General features: G+C 65.0%; 15 protein-coding genes. 8 read left to right on the top strand and 7 right to left on the bottom strand.

Translation table 11 applies throughout. The features are described from left to right. Positions 1 to 19: 19 nt before the first annotated feature. Together BSY238_RS13660 and BSY238_RS13655 are read right to left on the bottom strand one after the other, a co-directional pair. Positions 20 to 805 (bottom strand): LytR/AlgR family response regulator transcription factor, encoded by a 786-nt coding sequence (locus tag BSY238_RS13660; RefSeq protein ID WP_069039624.1) that lies wholly within the window; start codon positions 803 to 805, stop codon positions 20 to 22. Continuing rightward, the gene (locus tag BSY238_RS13655) at positions 802 to 1803 is read right to left on the bottom strand and encodes a sensor histidine kinase (protein WP_083224155.1); all 1002 of its coding nucleotides are present in this window, start codon (positions 1801 to 1803) and stop codon (positions 802 to 804) included. The genes BSY238_RS13660 and BSY238_RS13655 overlap by 4 nt, the downstream gene beginning before the upstream one ends. A gap of 93 nt (positions 1804 to 1896) precedes the next feature. Here BSY238_RS13655 and argH point away from each other — a divergent pair, with 93 nt between their 5' ends. The 5 genes from argH to BSY238_RS13630 all read left to right on the top strand — a co-directional run bounded on the left by argH (position 1897) and on the right by BSY238_RS13630 (position 7719). Beyond that, positions 1897 to 3300: an argininosuccinate lyase gene (argH, locus tag BSY238_RS13650; RefSeq protein WP_069039622.1), complete on the top strand. Its 1404-nt coding sequence runs from the start codon at positions 1897 to 1899 to the stop codon at positions 3298 to 3300. Positions 3301 to 3352: 52 nt separating this feature from the next. Then, a complete protein-coding gene (locus tag BSY238_RS13645; protein ID WP_069039621.1) occupies positions 3353 to 4663 on the top strand; it encodes a protein kinase domain-containing protein in 1311 nt (436 codons plus the stop codon). Positions 4664 to 4666: 3 nt separating this feature from the next. Further along, positions 4667 to 5989: a protein kinase domain-containing protein gene (locus BSY238_RS13640; protein WP_069039620.1), complete on the top strand. Its 1323-nt coding sequence runs from the start codon at positions 4667 to 4669 to the stop codon at positions 5987 to 5989. Continuing rightward, on the top strand, positions 5986 to 6864 hold the full coding sequence (locus tag BSY238_RS13635) for a fructosamine kinase family protein (protein ID WP_223300139.1): 879 nt from the start codon (positions 5986 to 5988) through the stop codon (positions 6862 to 6864). Before BSY238_RS13640 ends, BSY238_RS13635 begins: the two co-directional genes overlap by 4 nt. Before the next feature lie 291 nt (positions 6865 to 7155). Further along, entirely contained in the window at positions 7156 to 7719 is a 564-nt protein-coding gene (locus BSY238_RS13630) for a phasin family protein (protein WP_069040689.1), read from the top strand. A gap of 354 nt (positions 7720 to 8073) precedes the next feature. On the opposite strand, the gene BSY238_RS13625 is transcribed toward BSY238_RS13630, so the two are convergent. Then, positions 8074 to 8829, bottom strand: a complete 756-nt coding sequence (locus BSY238_RS13625) for a competence/damage-inducible protein A (protein ID WP_069039619.1) — start codon at positions 8827 to 8829, stop codon at positions 8074 to 8076. A gap of 37 nt (positions 8830 to 8866) precedes the next feature. After that, complete coding sequence (ubiD, locus tag BSY238_RS13620) at positions 8867 to 10360, bottom strand: 4-hydroxy-3-polyprenylbenzoate decarboxylase (protein WP_069040688.1); 1494 nt, start codon at positions 10358 to 10360, stop codon at positions 8867 to 8869. A 197-nt stretch (positions 10361 to 10557) separates the two neighbouring features. On the opposite strand from ubiD, the gene BSY238_RS13615 reads away from it, so the two are divergent. Continuing rightward, positions 10558 to 11451, top strand: coding sequence for a histone deacetylase family protein (locus BSY238_RS13615; protein ID WP_069039618.1), 894 nt, complete (start codon positions 10558 to 10560; stop codon positions 11449 to 11451). Between the two features lie 57 nt (positions 11452 to 11508). Here BSY238_RS13615 and BSY238_RS13610 read toward each other — a convergent pair whose 3' ends face one another. From BSY238_RS13610 to BSY238_RS13600, 3 genes are all read right to left on the bottom strand, one after another. Further along, entirely contained in the window at positions 11509 to 12648 is a 1140-nt protein-coding gene (locus tag BSY238_RS13610) for a glutathione-independent formaldehyde dehydrogenase (RefSeq protein ID WP_069039617.1), read from the bottom strand. Positions 12649 to 12774: 126 nt separating this feature from the next. Continuing rightward, positions 12775 to 13665: an iron-containing redox enzyme family protein gene (locus BSY238_RS13605; RefSeq protein WP_069039616.1), complete on the bottom strand. Its 891-nt coding sequence runs from the start codon at positions 13663 to 13665 to the stop codon at positions 12775 to 12777. Further along, positions 13662 to 14705 (bottom strand): methyltransferase, encoded by a 1044-nt coding sequence (locus BSY238_RS13600; RefSeq protein WP_223300138.1) that lies wholly within the window; start codon positions 14703 to 14705, stop codon positions 13662 to 13664. The genes BSY238_RS13605 and BSY238_RS13600 overlap by 4 nt, the downstream gene beginning before the upstream one ends. Before the next feature lie 511 nt (positions 14706 to 15216). Here BSY238_RS13600 and BSY238_RS13595 point away from each other — a divergent pair. Beyond that, the gene (locus tag BSY238_RS13595; RefSeq protein ID WP_150123945.1) at positions 15217 to 15456 is read left to right on the top strand and encodes a hypothetical protein; all 240 of its coding nucleotides are present in this window, start codon (positions 15217 to 15219) and stop codon (positions 15454 to 15456) included. Positions 15457 to 15510: 54 nt separating this feature from the next. Further along, positions 15511 to 15753 (top strand): hypothetical protein, encoded by a 243-nt coding sequence (locus BSY238_RS13590; protein ID WP_069039614.1) that lies wholly within the window; start codon positions 15511 to 15513, stop codon positions 15751 to 15753. Positions 15754 to 15845: the final 92 nt, after the last annotated feature.

Raw genomic sequence — 15845 nt, 5'->3', positions numbered from 1 at the left:
CGACCGGATTTGCGGCAGCCTAGCCGCGCCCGGTTTCCGCGAATTCCGCCTTGACCTGCGCCCACTGCCGGCGGCTGACGGGCAGACGTTCGTCCAGCCCTTTCAGCACGACCGCCCAGTGGCCGTCGGCGCCATCGCGGACCTGTTCGAAACCGACGATGGCGTCGCGCGAGACCAGGCAGCTGCGGTGGATGCGCACGAAACGGCGGGCGAATTCCTGCTCAAGTGCAGCCAACGGTTCCTCCAGCAGGTATTCGCGCTCGGCGGTGCGCGCGGTGACGTACTTGAGCTCCGCGCGCAGATAAAGCACGTCGCGTACGGGCACCAGCAGGATGCGGCCGCGCTCGCTGCACGACAGGTGCTGGCGGCCGCCAGGCAGCAGGCTCTGCACGACGTCGGCCGGCACAGCCCGGCCGGGCACGCGGCGCAGCGCATCGAGCAGGCGGGCGGCGCGCACCGGCTTGAGCAGGTAATCGACCGCATTCAGTTCGAAGGCACGCACTGCGTACTGGTCGTAGGCGGTACAGAACACCAGCGTCGGTGGCACCGGCAGGCGGCCGAGATGCGCGGCCAGTTCGATGCCGTCCATGCCGGGCATGCGGATGTCGACCAGCGCCAGATCGGCCGCATCGTGCGGCGGCAGCGCCTGCAGCGCGTCCAGCGCCTCATGCCCGTTGGCGGCTTCGCCGACCACGCGATTGGGCAGTTCGGGTGCGATGTCGGACAATAGGGCGCGCAGACGCAGGCGGGCCGGCGCCTCGTCGTCGGCGATGAAGACGCGCAGTTCGGCTGGCCGGTCGGTCATGCCGCCGCCCGATACGGAAAGCGGATGCGCACCCGGTACAGACCGTCCTGCTCGCCGGCATCCAGTTGCGCTTCCAGGTCGAAGAACAGCATCAGCCGCTCGCGGATATTGTCCAGCGCCATGCGATTGCCGCCGCCGTGCGCCGACATGCTGCCGTCACGCGGCGGCGCGGGATTGTCGATCTCGACCACCACTTCGTTGCCGCTGCGCGTCACGCTGACCCTGACTTCGCCATTGCCAGCCATCGGCTCGACGCCGTGATAGACCGCGTTTTCGAGCAGCGGCTGCAGCATCAGCGGCGGCACGCGTGCGTCCGGCGGGCAACCGTCGGTCTGCCACAGCACGCCGAGCCGGTCGCCCAGACGCAGTTTTTCCAGCGCCATGTACTGGCGGCACAGCGCCAGTTCCTCGCCCAGCGTGACCAGTTCGCGGTTTTCTCGCATCAGCACGCGGAACAGGTCGGACAGCTCTTCGAGCGCTCGCTCCGCCCGGCGCGGGTCTTCGCGCATGATGCCGAGCACGGCATTCAGGCTGTTGAAAAGGAAGTGCGGCCGGATGCGCGCCGACAGCGCCATCAGACGCGCCTGCGCGATGGCCGGGCCGAGCGCCCGCTCCTGCACGGTGAAATAGACCATTGCCGCGGCCGACGCGAGCAGCGCCCACATCGCCTCGCGCACCGGCCAGGCCTTCATGTCCTCGATCGCCCAGCCGGTCATCGCTTCGGCGACGAATGTGCAGACCAGCGCGCACAGCGCCACGAGCGCCCAGCCGGCGCGCACCGGCAGGCGGGCGAACAGCGGCGCCGCCAGATACAGCAGCAGCAGCGACATGAACAACGCGGGTTCAACCCGCGCCGCCATTTCCATCGCGTCGAGCAGCAGCGCATCCCAGCTGCGGTTGCGCGCCAGCAGCGCCAATGCCGCCAGGGCGTTGACCAGCAGCACGGTGCGCAGGACCACGCCGAGGTTGCGCCAGTCGGGCGCGCGCGACGGCCTCAAGCGGCGCTCCGCCACGGGCAGACTGCACGGTGGCCTATACTTGCAGTCCTTTTTCCGACGCTTCCCATCGCGTTTCTTCTACCTGTTGCCATCATGAGCCATCCTTCGCAGCCCGAGCCGACCAAGGCCTGGTCGGGCCGTTTTTCAGAGCCGGTGTCCGAACTGGTGAAACGTTACACCGCTTCGGTATTTTTTGACCGCCGCATGTGGCGGCAGGACATCCGCGGCTCGCTGGCCCACGCCGCCATGCTGGCGCGCCAGGGCATCATCGCGCAGGGCGATCTGGACGACATCCGGCGCGGCATGGCGCAGATCGAGACGGAAATCGAGAACGGGCAGTTCGACTGGAATCTCGACGACGAGGATGTGCACCTCAACATAGAGAAACGCCTGACCGCACTGGTCGGCGACGCCGGCAAGCGCCTGCACACCGGTCGCAGCCGCAATGACCAGGTGGCGACCGACATCCGGCTGTGGCTGCGCGACGAGATCGACGTCATCCTCGACCGCCTGACTGATTTCCAGGGCGCGCTGCTCGATCTGGCCACCCAGCACACCGACACCGCGATGCCCGGCTTCACCCACCTGCAGGTGGCCCAGCCGGTCACCTTCGGTCACCACCTGCTGGCCTACTTCGAAATGGCGCAGCGCGACCGCGAACGCCTGATCGACTGCCGCCGCCGCACCAACCGGCTGCCGCTGGGTTCGGCCGCGCTGGCCGGCACCAGCTTTCCGATCGACCGGCACTTCGTCGCCGAACAGCTGGGTTTCGAGGCGGTGACCGAAAATTCACTCGACGCGGTCAGCGACCGCGATTTCGCGATCGAATTCTGCGCCGCAGCTGCGCTCGTGATGATCCACCTGTCGCGCATGTCGGAAGAACTGATCCTGTGGATGAGCCCGCGCGTCGGTTTCATCGATCTGGCCGACCGCTTCTGTACCGGCTCGTCGATCATGCCGCAGAAGAAGAACCCCGACGTGCCGGAACTGGTGCGTGGCAAGACCGGCCGCGTCAACGGCCATCTGGTCGGGCTGCTCACCTTGATGAAAGGCCAGCCGCTGGCCTACAACAAGGACAATCAGGAAGACAAGGAGCCGCTGTTCGACACCGCTGACACGCTGCGCGACACGCTCACCATCTTCGCCGACATGATGACCGGCATCCGCGTCAAGCCCGATGCGATGCGAGCCGCTTTGCGCCAGGGTTTCGCGACCGCGACCGATCTCGCCGACTGGCTGGTCAAGCGCGGCCTGCCCTTCCGCGACGCGCACGAGGCGGTGGCCCGTGCGGTGCGTCTGGCCGAACAGAAGGGCTGCGACGTGTCAGACCTGTCGCTCGACGAGCTGAAATCGTTCTCGCCGCTGGTCGATGCGTCGGTGTATTCAGTGCTGACGGTCGAAGGATCACTGTCGGCGCGCAATCACATCGGCGGCACGGCGCCGGAACAGGTGCGCGCCGCCATCGTGCGCGCCCGCGCCAGGCTGGCGGCGGACTGAGTCATGGCCGACCACAGGCCCCTGTTTGCCCCCTGCCAGGCTGGCCGCTGACATGGACCTGCTCGGCAAGTACCGCATCCAGCGCCTGCTCGGCGAAGGCGCGACCTCGAAAGTGTTCCTCGCGCACGACCCGTTCGGCAACCGCGACGTGGCGATCAAGATCGTCGCGCGCGGTGTGGCCGAAGGCGAAGGCGGCAAGTCCGAACGTTTCCAGAAGAAGTTCTTCATCGCCGAGGCCTCGCTGGCCGGCAAGCTCACCCATCCGCACATCGTGCAGATCTACGACGCGGTGGCTGACGCCGATCCGGCCTATCTGGTCATGGAATATGTGCGGGGCGGCACGCTGGAACCGCACACCCGGCCGGACCGGCTGCTGCCGATCGGCGATGTGCTCGAAATGATCTTCAAATGCACGCGCGCGCTCGACTTCGCGTGGCGGCTCGGGGTCATCCATAGGGATCTGAAGCCGGCCAACATCATGCGCGTGGAAGAACCGCGCAGCGATGGTCACCACCAGCCGGGCACCAATGTGAAGGTGTCGGACTTCGGCGCCGCGATGTCGATCTCGGCAAGCGAAACCCAGGTGTCGGGCGTCGGCTCGCCTGCCTACATGAGTCCGCAGCAGATCAAGGAACATCCACTGAACCACCAGACCGACATCTTTTCGCTCGGCGTGGTGATGTACCAGTTGCTGACCGGCCAGCTGCCTTTCCAGGGCAGCAACAACTACAGCATGATGTACCAGATCACGCACGCCGAGCCGGTGCCTCCCTCGGCGCTGCGGCCCGAGCTGCCGGCGGCGCTCGACGCCATCGTGATGCGCGCGTTGCAGAAGTCGCTCGATGACCGCTACCCGACCTGGGACGCCTTTTCCTTCGATCTGGCCGAAGCCTTTCGCGGCGAGTCACTGCGCGAACACGACAACCGTATCGCCGACAGCGAAAAATTCAATTCGCTTCGCCGGCTCGCCTTCTTCCGCGATTTCACCGATGTCGAACTGTGGGAAGTGGTGCGGCTGGGCGAATGGCATCGTGTGGCGGGCGGCCAGATGCTGTTGCGCGAGGGCGATGCGGCCGACGGCTTCTTCATTCTTGCCGAGGGTGAAGTGAAGGTGACCAAGGCGCGCAAGCTGCTGAACGTACTGTCGGCCGGCGAATGCGTCGGCGAGATGGCCTGGTTGACGCCGGAGCGCGGCACGCGCGGTGCCGATGTGTCGACGCTGTGCGAGTCAGTGGTGATCCATCTGGCCAATGCCGCACTGGAGCGCGCGTCCGAACCCTGCCGCCACCGCTTCGACCGCGCATTCCTGCGCATCCTCGTCGAGCGGCTGGCGCTGGCCAACCAGCGCCTCACCAACGTCTGACCGATGGACAGCGTGCGCCCCAAGGACTACCCGCCCGGCAGCACGCTAGGCCGCTATCAGCTGCGGCGCATCATCGGTCGCGGCAGCACCAGCACCGTCTGGCTCGCGTGGGATCCGACCTCGCAGCGCGAGGTGGCGATCAAGTGCATCGACCCCGACGTGCTGAATGACCGCACGCGCGGCAAGATGCACCGCAACCTGCTGATCAACGAGGCTTCGCTGGCCGACAAGCTTCAGCATCCGCACATCGTGCAGATCCACGACGCGGTGATCGGTGACGATGCGGCGTGGATCGTCATGGAATACGTGGCCGGTGGCACGCTCGACGCAAATACCCAGCGGCCCTTCCTGCTGCCGGTCGAGCGCATCGTCGAGCTGATGTTCAAGTGCACGCGCGCGCTCGACTACGCCTGCCAGCTCGGCATCACTCACCGCGACATCAAGCCGGCCAACATCCTGCTGACACGCGACGGCGACATCAAGCTGAGCGATTTCGGCGCCGCGATGTTCACCGCCAACCAGCGTACCCAGGTCGAAGGCGTCGGCTCGCCGGCCTATATGAGCCCGCAGCAGGTACGCGAAATGCCGCTGAACCACCAGACCGACATCTATTCTCTCGGCGTGGTGCTGTACCAGCTGCTGGCTGGCGAACTGCCATTCCAGGCCAGCAACAATTACAGCCTCGTGTATCAGATCATCCACGTCGAGCCGCCGCCGCCGTCGGTCCACAGGCCCGGCCTGCCGCCGGCGCTCGACGCCGTGGTCGCGCGCGCCATGCACAAGGACATCGCGCTGCGTTACGCGAACTGGACCGAATTCACGCACGACCTCGCCCAGGCGTTCCGCAACCGCAGGCTCAGGCCGCGCGACGAAGATTCGGATTCAGCGGAGCACTTCCGGCTGTTGCGCACGCTGTCCTTCTTCACCGATTTCAGCGATGTCGAACTGTGGGAAGTTGCACGTTTTGCGCGGCTTGAGCGGGTCGCAGCCGGCACGCTGCTGATGAAGGACGGCGAACAGGGCGACCACCTGTACGTGATTGCAGAAGGGGACGTGTCGGTATCGAAGTTCGGCCGCACGCTGACCATCCTGACCGCCGGCGAGTGCTGCGGCGAAATGTCCATCGTCGCGCGTGACCAGAAGCTGCGCGCCAACGATGTGCATAGCAATACCGACAGCCTGCTGTTCGTGATCGACGGCGAGCGCATCCGCCGCGCGTCCGAAACCTGCCGCATGCGTTTCTACGAAGTGTTCCTGCAGGTGCTGGCGAGCCGGCTGTCATCGGCCAATGCACGTTTGGCCGACAGCTGGGGACAAGGCGCGTGAAGCTGGAGGCGCTGGCGCGGCACATCGCCGCCACGCTGGGCAGCCGGTTCGATGCGGTCACCGAGCTGCCGGCCGGGCGGACCCGGCGCGCGCTGCGGATCGATACCGGCGACGGGCCACTGTTCGTCAAGCTGCTGCCGCCTGACCGGACCGCCGTGTTCGCTGCCGAAGCCGACGGCCTGACAGTGCTGGCGCAGACCGGCACCTTCCGGATTCCGGCCATCCGTTCGCAAGGCAGCAACGACGCATACGCCTGGCTGGCACTCGAATGGCTGGACCTGCAGCCGGTGCGCTCCGCCGACGACGGCCGGCGCTTCGGCGAAGCGCTGGCCGCATTGCACGCGGTGCATGGACCGCATTACGGCCTGAACCGCGACAACTGGCTGGGCGACAGCCGGCAGGAGAACGGCAGTTCGGAATCGTGGCCTCTGTTCTTCGCCCGCAAGCGCCTGCTGCCGCAGCTCGCAACCGCCGTCGAAGGCGGGCTGCGCGGATCGCTGGTCAGTGACATCCAGGGCATCGTCGAACGGATCGCCGCGCTGTTTCTCGACTACCGCCCGGCTGCATCGCTGCTGCACGGCGACCTGTGGCACGGCAATGCCGGCGTCGATGCCGATGGTCGCCCGACGGTGTTCGACCCGGCGGTGCATTACGGCGACCGCGAGGCGGATTTCGCGCTGGCCGAAATGTTCGGCGGCTTTCCAACCGCGATGTACGCCGCTTACCTGCAGCGCGCGCCGCTGCATCCGAATGCCTCGTCGCGACGTGGGCTGTACCGGCTTTACCACCTGCTCAACCACTACAACCTTCATGGCACGTCATATCTGCGCGAGACCGAGCGCACTGCAGCAAGACTGCTGTCGGAACTGGTCTGACCACGTACATGCACGTATGTAAATTCCGCAGCAGAACCCGGGGCGTGTAAGTGAACGACCGTTCACATCACATTGTTTCCGCTGAATAATTTGCCCTTATTTTTTTGTGTGCAGTGCAACAAAAAATACTTGACTTCATGTCGACCATCCCTATAATCGTGGTCATGGTGCAGCGCAATACAGATGCTTCCAGCTTCTCAAGCAGCCGCACGCTTTCAGGTGGCCCGTCAGCGTTTAATGCTTTGTTCGCTTCGTGGTCGCTCTTTCAATCAATGTATGGAGACTTTCACCATGGCTTTCACGACTGAACATTTCGCCGCTGCAAACAAGAACACCATCGAAGCCCTGCTGACGCTGGCCAACACCGCCTTCGCAAGCACCGAGCGCCTCGCCGCTCTGAACCTGAACACCGCCCGTTCGATGCTGGAAGACAGCGTCGCCAACGTGAAGACCATGATGGGTGCCAAGGACGTGCAGGACATCGTTTCGCTGCAAAGCGGTCTGGTGCAGCCGTCGATCGAAAAGGCCGTTGCCTACTCGCGCAGCGTCTATGAAATCTTCTCGCAGACCCAGGAAGAGCTGACCAAGGTCGTCGAAGCCCAGGTCGGTGAAGTAAACAAGGCTGTCAGCACCACGCTCGACCAGGCTGCCAAGCAAGCTCCGGCCGGTTCGGACGTCGCCGTTGCCGCTGTCAAGTCGGCCATCGCCGCCGCCAACAGCGCCTACGACAGCATGAGCAAGGCTGCCAAGCAAGCTGTGGAAATGGCCGAAGCGAATGTGAATGCAGCAACCTCGGCGACCGTGCGCGCCGTGGGTTCGGCCAGCACCGCCGCGAAGAAGAAGGCAGCTGCCTAAGTCCTCTCGCCGAACGAAAAAAAGCCCCGCCAAGTGCGGGGCTTTTTTTCGTCTGTCGATCCGGATGCGCTGCCCTGATCAACGGAACTTCAACCGCGGACACGGTAGGCATAGATGTGGCGCAGACCCATACCGTGCCGATCGTGCCCTGTCTTGCATGGCTTCAGGACAGGCGCCGTGCAGCGGTTGCAGGCAAGGACCGAACGCTGAAGGTTCTGCAGGAGCAGCGCCTTTGGAGAGTCCGCTGTGGGAGCGGCGGCCTCGCCGCGATCGTGCTGCGACCATCGCCGTGCAAAGTGCGTATCGCGGCGAGGCCGCCGCTCCCACAAAAGCTTTGCTGCTCGCCGCCCCCCGTCAGCGGTCGGCTGCGTCCTGCACGGTCAGGCCGCGCAGCATCAGTTCATGTCGCATGGCCGCCATCGCCGCTGCGACCTTCGCGGGTTCGCCCTTGGCGCCCAGTTCGATGTGCGGATAGGCGCGTTCAGCATTGCCGAAGCAGGGCAGGCTGAATACCGTCACGCCGTGCTCGCGTTCGATCGCTTCCATCATGTCGAGCAGCCGGCTTTCGTGCGCGTTCGGCACATAGACCGAAGATTCTCGCCAGGCGCTCATGTGGTGCAGGTCCCGGTAGGTATTGTCGAGCAGCCATTCGATCATCGGCCAGGCCATTTCCGGGAAGCCGGGCACAAAATGGTGGTGGCCGCAGGTAAATCCCGGTATGCGGTTGAACGGATTCGGAATGATGCGGCTGCCGGCCGGAAATTCACCGAGCCGCAGGCGGTTTTCCGTCGTTTCAGCCCCGAAGCGGGCACGGATTTCCGCCTCAGCCTCCGGGTGCAGCACGCACTCGACACCGAGCGCCGCGGCCGCGGCCTGTCGCGTGTGATCGTCCGGCGTGACGCCGATGCCGCCGCAGGAAAACACGATGTCGTCAGTCGACAGGGTGCGGCGGAAGGATTCGATCAACCGTTCGCGCTCATCTCCCAGATAGCTCACCCAGGACAGCTGCAGGCCGCGTTCGGCCAGCAGCGCACGAACCTTGGCGAAGTGACCGTCCTGACGACGCCCGGACAGGATTTCGTCGCCGATGATGTAAAGGCCGAAGGCCATGGTGCATCCCTCTTGTTGTTTGACCGCAGCAGAAAATCTAGAGCCCCAGTTCCACCCACATCGCATCCACCCGCCGCTTCACATCGGCATCCATCGCGATGGTTCGCCCCCATTCGCGCGTGGTTTCACCCGGCCACTTGTTGGTCGCATCGAGCCCCATCTTGGACCCCAGACCGGCGACCGGACTGGCGAAATCGAGGTAGTCGATCGGCGTGTTGTCGACGATGACCGTATCGCGCCGCGCGTCCATGCGCGTGGTCATCGCCCAGATCACCTCCTGCCAGCTGCGGATGTCCACGTCCTCGTCCACCACGATGATGGTCTTGGTGTACATGAACTGGCGCAGGAAGCTCCACACGCCGAACATGACGCGCTTGGCGTGACCGGGGTACTGCTTGCGCATGGACACCACGGCCAGACGGTAGGAGCAACCTTCGGGTGGCAGGTAGAAGTCAGTAATTTCCGGAAACTGCTTCTGCAGCAGCGGCACGAACACTTCGTTCAGCGCCACGCCCAGCATGGCCGGCTCGTCCGGCGGCTTGCCGGTGTAGGTCGAGTGGTAGATCGGGGTCCGGCGCATCGTGATGCGCGTAATCGTGAACACCGGAAACTCCGCCACCTCGTTGTAATAGCCGGTGTGGTCACCGAACGGCCCTTCCGGCGCGTGTTCATAGCCGGACGGGTGATTCGCGTCCGGTCGCAACTCGCCCTCAAGTACGATTTCGGCGCTGGCCGGCACATCGAGGTCATTGCCGATGCACTTCACCAGTTCGGTGCGGCTGCCGCGCAGCAAGCCGGCGAACTGGTATTCGGAAAGCGTATCGGGCACCGGCGTCACCGCACCCAGTATCGTCGCCGGGTCGCAACCGAGCACCACCGAAAGCGGAAACGCCGTGCCCGGGAATTTGCGCGCATGGTCGCGGAAATCGAGCGCACCGCCGCGGTGGGCCAGCCAGCGCATGATCACCTTGTCGGGTGCGATCACCTGCTGGCGATAGATGCCGAGGTTCTGCCGCTTCTTGTCCGGTCCGCGTGTCACCACCAGGCCCCAGGTGATCAGCGGCCCGGCGTCATCCGGCCAGCAGGTCTGCACCGGCAGGCGGCCGAGGTCGACATCCTTCCCCTCCCACACCACTTCCTGGCATGCAGCCGACGACACCTTCTTCGGTGCCATCGAAAACACCTGCCTGATCATCGGCAGCTTGTCCCACGCGTCACGCAGGCCCTTGGGCGGCTCGGGTTCCTTGAGCATCGACAGCGTCCGACCGATATCGCGCAGCGCCTCGGCCCATTTCTCGCCGCTGACGCCCATGCCGAGCGCCACCCGGCCCGGCGTGCCGAACAGGTTGCCCAGCACGGGCATGTCGAAGCCGGTCGCGTTCTCGAACAGGATGGCCGGGCCCTGCGCGCGCAGCACACGGTCGCAGATTTCGGTCATTTCCAGATTGGGCGACACCGGGCGCGCGACGCGCTTGAGTTCGCCCATCTTTTCAAGCTGCGCGATGAAGTCGCGCAAATCCGTGTATTTCATGTCGTGGCGCAGCTCCAGTGCTTCGCGCCCTGCTGCATCCCGCACAGGGCGCGACCGATGGTAAGCGATAAGTGATTGCGCCGTACCCCGAGTGCGCCCACAGACACCGACGCGCAGCCTATGTTCCGGTACAGCTGTCGCAACCGTCGTGCGCGGCCCGCTGTCAGAATGCACGACCCCCCTCCTTCCACACTGACATGCTCGCCTGGTACGCCGATCACTTCGTCCTGCCGCTGCCCGACACCCATCGCTTCCCGATGGACAAATACCGTCGCCTGCGCGAACGCGTCGCTGCCGAGCTCCCGGGCGTGACGCTGCGCGAACCGCCGGCGGCGACCGACGACGAACTGTTTCGCGCACACGACGCAAACTATGTGGGGCGCGTCAGCCGTGGCGACCTGACGACGCAGGAAGTGCGCATGATCGGTTTTCCGTGGTCGCTGCAGATGATCGAACGATCGCGCCGCTCAGCTGGCGCCACCATCGCCGCCTGCAGGAGCGCGCTCTACGACGGTGTGTCGGTCAATCTGGCCGGCGGCACGCATCACGCCAAGTACGCCAGCGGTGCCGGCTACTGCGTGTTCAACGATGCTGCGGTCGCCGCCCGGCTGCTGCAGGCGGAACACGGCATCGAACGCGTGGCCATCGTCGACCTCGACGTGCATCAGGGCGACGGCACCGCGGAGATTCTCGGCCAGGCGGAGGATGTGTTCACGCTGTCGCTGCACGGTGACCGCAACTTCCCGTTCCGCAAGGAATGCAGCCACCTCGACGTGTCACTGCCCGACGGCACCGGCGACGAGGCCTACCTTGCCGCGCTCGACGACGCACTGGTCACGCTCGAACGCCGATTCGCGCCGCAGTTCGTCATCTACCTGGCTGGCGCCGACCCGTTCGAAGGCGACCGGCTCGGCCGGCTCAAGCTGAGCAAGATCGGGCTGGCCGCGCGCGACGCCCGGGTGTTCGACTGGTGCAGCACCCGCGGTCTGCCGCTGGCGATTGCGATGGCGGGCGGCTACGCGGAAAATATCGACGACATCGTGGACATCCATTTCTCGACCGTCACCGCGGCCCTGCGCATCAGGCCGTGACGCAGGTCTGATGCACCAGATCACACGGCTGCGCCCCGGGATGCCAGCGGGCGGACGTTAGGAACCCGGCTTAAGCACCACCTTGGTCCAGCCTTCGTCACGCGCGCCGAAGTGCCTGTACGCCCGGGGCGCATCGCTCAGCGGCAGTTCGTGCGAAACGATGAAGGAAGGCGTGGCCTTTCCGGCTGCGATCAGCGCGCAGAGCTTGCGGTTGTAGGCCTTCACGTTCGCCTGCCCGGTCGCCATCCGCTGGCCCTTCATCCAGAACTTGCCGAAATCGAATGCGATCTGCCCGTTCCTGGCCAGGTCGTCAGCGGCGCCCGGATCGGCGGCGATGAATACACCCACCACACCGATCGAACCCGTAGCCGCGACCGCGCTCACCAGGCTGTTCATGGTGAGATTCGGCACCTCGTGATTGTGGTGATCGCAGCACTGATAGCCCACGCATTCGCAGCCGCGATCCGCACCCTGGCCATCGGTCAGGTCCAGTATCTGATCCACCGCGGTGCCGTCGGAGTTGTCGATCGCAATGGCACCGATCTGTTCGGCCAATGCAAGACGATCCTTCAGCACATCCACCACCATGATCTTGCTGGCACCCTTCAGCTTGGCAGAGCAGGCAGCCATCAGACCGACCGGCCCGGCGCCGAAGATGACGACGCTGTCACCGGCTTCGACGCCCGCCAGTTCGGTTGCGTGGTAGCCGGTCGGGAAGATGTCGGACAGCATGACGTAATCGTTTTCCTTGCCCTCGAGATCCGGCGGAAGCACGAGGCAATTCACATCGCCGAACGGCACCCTGAGGTAATCCGCCTGACCACCGCTGTACGGCCCCATGCCGGCGAATCCGTAGGCGCCGCCCGCCGTTCCCGGATTCACCGTGAGGCAGAAGCCGGTCAGGCCGCGCTCGCAGTTCCTGCAGAAGCCGCAGGCGATGTTGAAGGGCAGGCACACGCGGTCGCCCACCTCGACCTGCGTGACGGCCTTGCCGACTTCGATCACTTCGCCCATGTTTTCGTGGCCGAGGATCCGGCCGGGTTCCATGTCGGTCCTGCCCTCGTACATGTGCAGGTCGGAGCCGCAGATATTCGTCGTGGTGACGCGGACGAGCACGTCGGTCGGCTGCTCGATCCTGGCGTCCGGAACATCGACGACGCTGACTTCATTCGGACCGTTGTAGACGAGTGCTTTCACTGTAAATCCTCCGGATCGTGTGGTCTGCAACCTGCCGCGGAATGTGCAGGGTCGGCTTTTCGTCGACGCAGCTTCAAGCGTTCCACCCGTGCGGTCCGTTCGACAGCACACGCAGCTCGGATCAGCTCACGCCGCGTTGCGCGCCATTACTGCGGGCGATGCGGCGGGATCCATCCACAGTTCGTCGCGGTATTGCGCAAAGCAGCGGGCACCGAAGCGCAGACGCAGCAGCGCCCCTTCCGCGATGGGTCGTGCCAGTGAAGGGTCCGCGGAGACCAGCGGGCGGATCACCTCGCGGTTCCAGCACAGCGAGTGCTGTACATCGAGCCCTGCGTGCAGCTGGAAATAGCGACGGGCCTGTGTCGGCACACCCAGTCGTTTGAGGCCGTCATTGACCAGACCGACACGCCCGGGTGCGGTCATTTCGACCGCGCCCAGTGCGCCGATCGACTGCCAGGCGTAGCGCCGGTTGCTCGCCAGCGCGAGCATCAGATTGGCCAGCGCAAGTGCGGCCCATACCGTGTTCGCGTATTCGGGCTTCAGATTCAGCGCGCGCGCCGTCTCTTCCAGCATCGGGCCGTGCATGCCGTCTTCGTTGCCCCGCCCCATCTCGTCCCAGTAATTGCGCGCCAGTTCAAGCTTCGCCTGCCGCGGCAAACCGAGTTGAGTCAGCGCAACCAGATCGTCGAAGCCGGCCTCGCCGGCAATCTCCTGGGTGATGAACCAGCGCATCTGCGACAGACTGGCAGAGTCGGCGAGCCAGCGGAACAGAGGGTCGTCCTGCCCCGGGCCGGTCTCGGCCAGGTTTTCGAACCAGTTCATGAAAGCATCGGCACCGCTCGGCAGGGCATCGAGCTGCTCCGTCAGCGCCGCCCGCTCCGCTTCGACAAACGCGCCTTCGAGTTCGCGCAGCGCCGATTGCTCGCGCAGGCCGGCGCGCCATTGGGCGTCGGCCATGCCGGGCTGAAGTCGCTGACGGTTCAATCGGGCCAGCCGCCGATGAAGATGCTCGTTCATATGCGGATCGGCGCCGCAGCGGGCGCGTGCACGACCAGTCCGATCGCGGCGATCCGCTCGACGCCCGCATAGGCGGGCTGATCCAGTTCGTCGCCGAAGACGTCGGGATCAAGCTCGCTGTATTCGAAGCGTGCACCGGCGCGCAGCAGCACCGGCTCGATCGCGCTGCGGAACGAGTCGACGCCATCGACGATCGCACTGCCTGTGTACAGGACCAGACGCCCGCCCGGCCTCAGGCGTGGCAAGGATTCAACTACGACGCGCATGGACATGTCATCTCCGTAGGTGCCGCCACCATCGCGATAAAGGCGGTGTGCAGGGTCGATCAGGTAGGGCGGATTGCACAGGATCAGGTCGGCACTGCCCTGCGCGTTGCTCAGCAGATCACTGCGCCGGCAGTCGGCGCGAATGCCGAATACGGCTGCGTTGATGCGTGCGCAGTGCAGCGCCGCATCGCTCAGGTCGAGCAGCGTCAGCTGCGCCAGTGCGCCCAGCCGACGCGCAGCGAACAGACCGCCGGCGCCGGTGCCGCACCCCACGTCGATGATCTGCCAGATCGGTGTCCGGGACTGCGACAGCGTACGTTCGATGAGCCGGGCAAATCGGTAGGTGTCCGGGCCGAAGAACACCGCGTCAGCAGCGGTCGTCGGATAGGCCGAATGCACCAGCAACAGGTCATCCAGCGAGGAAAAGCGGATATGGCTGCGCAAGAGGCCTCCGGCAACCGTTTCGAGCGCACCGGCACGGGCGAGCAGGTCAAGCGCTTCGAAGGGCAGAAGATCCTGCGCGAACGGCTGACTCCAGCCGAACACGTCACGCAGGTTTCTGGCCTGCAGGGCGCGGTGTGCCAATACCCGACAATGGGTATCCGGCGTCACGGTGGTGTGATGGTAGCCCTCACCCAGCAGCCAGCGACCCAGTTCGCGGGTTGCGCGGGCGTCGAGTTCTGTGGCGTGCCATGCCACAGGTGCCTGAGGCATTGCGGGTGCGTCAAGCGGGACCCGCATCAGCGACGCATGGGCACCGGTCTGACGTGCCATCTGCTCCATGTTCCGAAACGGTTCATTCCTGCCGGAAGAGGGACGCACGGGCGTTGCGCACCCCGATGGGACGCCGGTTCCAGGCGCGATGTGTAGCGTGGATTTTTGTTTTTTCATGACTCATGGTTGTGTTGCACGGCAGACGGGATCGCATTCGCTGTCGTCGATCACTCGGATCGATGAACGCCAGAAAATCGAGGCTTCCCACGCGGATTCGTGCGGGAACAATGTCGCCCGGGGCGCTTGAAGTCTGTGCGTGATCACACAAAGACGCGGGACGTTCCAGGTGCGGCGCAGTCATCGCGCGTCGCCAGCGTTCGACAACGCACCGACTGCAGAACGGCGTTCGATCACCGTTGCGCGGTGAGCATCCGCCAACGGACCGACCTTGTATCCGGCGCGCCGATGCATCGACGACTGACCCCAGGCCATGACTTCCCTGACTTGATTGAAGCCGCACAACACCGCATCAGGGCGCAACCCACCCCAACCATGAATGGAGTATTTCCCGATGGCACGCTGGGCTGACTCGAAAAATCCGGGCCTCGAACCGCACGTGCATGCCATGACGCCGAAGCAGGCTGCGCTGATTGCGATTTTTTCCGGCCTGCACGATATCGAACCCGACGGTGACGACTTCGATATCCGGATGATCATGTGGGCCGACTACGTCAGGCACAAGGTGGACACGGCGCACCCGGGTGTTGTCCGTGTCCGCGGTGTGGTGCGGCTCATCGCTCACATCGCATGACGCGTGCAACCTGGCTGGTGTCCATCACTCCGTACGCCTGGAGCCGGTGCGCAGATGTCGAGCCTGCCGTCTGCCGTGCTGCTTGATCTGTTGCAGTGGCCGGCCATGATCGCGACGATCGGGGCAGCCTGGCTGGTGGCGTCGAACCGGGCCAGCCGACGCAACTCCGGCTTCTGGCTGTTCATGCTGAGCAACGTACTGTGGATCGCCTGGGGTGTGCACGCGGCCGCACCGGCGCTTGTCGTGCTGCAGGTTGGCCTGGCAGCAATGAACATCCGGGGTGCGATCAAGACGTGATCCGGGGTCAGCATGGCCACCATGCTGACCCATGAGGCGGGCAAGACTTTCCTGAAGCCGCAGGCGCCAATGAAGCTTGCCCGGCTCACCGC

The organism is Methyloversatilis sp. RAC08, from assembly GCF_001713355.1.
GTDB lineage: Bacteria > Pseudomonadota > Gammaproteobacteria > Burkholderiales > Rhodocyclaceae > Methyloversatilis.
This window is presented reverse-complemented; position numbering and strand designations above follow the sequence as displayed.

Bases quoted from the DNA above. Each gene is read 5' to 3' on its own strand.
- BSY238_RS13600 (WP_223300138.1), bottom strand. From the start codon at position 14,705: ATGGCACGTCAGACCGGTGCCCATGCGTCGCTGATGCGGGTCCCGCTT.
- BSY238_RS13615 (WP_069039618.1), top strand. From the start codon at position 10,558: ATGCTCGCCTGGTACGCCGATCACTTCGTCCTGCCGCTGCCCGACACC.
- ubiD (WP_069040688.1), bottom strand. From the start codon at position 10,360: ATGAAATACACGGATTTGCGCGACTTCATCGCGCAGCTTGAAAAGATG.
- BSY238_RS13625 (WP_069039619.1), bottom strand. From the start codon at position 8,829: ATGGCCTTCGGCCTTTACATCATCGGCGACGAAATCCTGTCCGGGCGT.
- BSY238_RS13595 (WP_150123945.1), top strand. From the start codon at position 15,217: ATGGCACGCTGGGCTGACTCGAAAAATCCGGGCCTCGAACCGCACGTG.
- BSY238_RS13645 (WP_069039621.1), top strand. From the start codon at position 3,353: ATGGACCTGCTCGGCAAGTACCGCATCCAGCGCCTGCTCGGCGAAGGC.
- BSY238_RS13605 (WP_069039616.1), bottom strand. From the start codon at position 13,665: ATGAACGAGCATCTTCATCGGCGGCTGGCCCGATTGAACCGTCAGCGA.
- argH (WP_069039622.1), top strand. From the start codon at position 1,897: ATGAGCCATCCTTCGCAGCCCGAGCCGACCAAGGCCTGGTCGGGCCGT.
- BSY238_RS13630 (WP_069040689.1), top strand. From the start codon at position 7,156: ATGGCTTTCACGACTGAACATTTCGCCGCTGCAAACAAGAACACCATC.
- BSY238_RS13660 (WP_069039624.1), bottom strand. From the start codon at position 805: ATGACCGACCGGCCAGCCGAACTGCGCGTCTTCATCGCCGACGACGAG.
- BSY238_RS13640 (WP_069039620.1), top strand. From the start codon at position 4,667: ATGGACAGCGTGCGCCCCAAGGACTACCCGCCCGGCAGCACGCTAGGC.
- BSY238_RS13590 (WP_069039614.1), top strand. From the start codon at position 15,511: ATGTCGAGCCTGCCGTCTGCCGTGCTGCTTGATCTGTTGCAGTGGCCG.